Annotated in this window: 1 protein-coding gene; it reads right to left on the minus strand. The window is 45.7% G+C overall.

Annotated features, from left to right (window positions below):
- A partial coding sequence (locus tag ABR397_RS25670; protein WP_350307923.1) for a hypothetical protein occupies nt 1-223 on the minus strand: 223 nt, incomplete at both ends.

The raw sequence follows: 223 nt of genomic DNA on the forward strand, positions 1-223 counted from the left end.
TGGGCTTTAATATCCGCGCTGACACCGTTGGCTGCTTCTACGGTGAGTTTTCCACCGAGATGGATCGTCGGAAGCACCCAGGTATTTTCAATGTAGCCTTTATCTGTTTGCCTGATGTAGAACCCTTTGGAATGGGTAATCGTTTGCGCAAAGGTACTGTTTTTTACCGCTTTAAAATTAACCTGACCGTGAGTACTGGTCAGTTTAGCATTTTGATGGGTGG

It is taken from the genome of Photorhabdus viridis (assembly GCF_040256935.1).
Lineage (GTDB): Bacteria > Pseudomonadota > Gammaproteobacteria > Enterobacterales > Enterobacteriaceae > Photorhabdus > Photorhabdus viridis.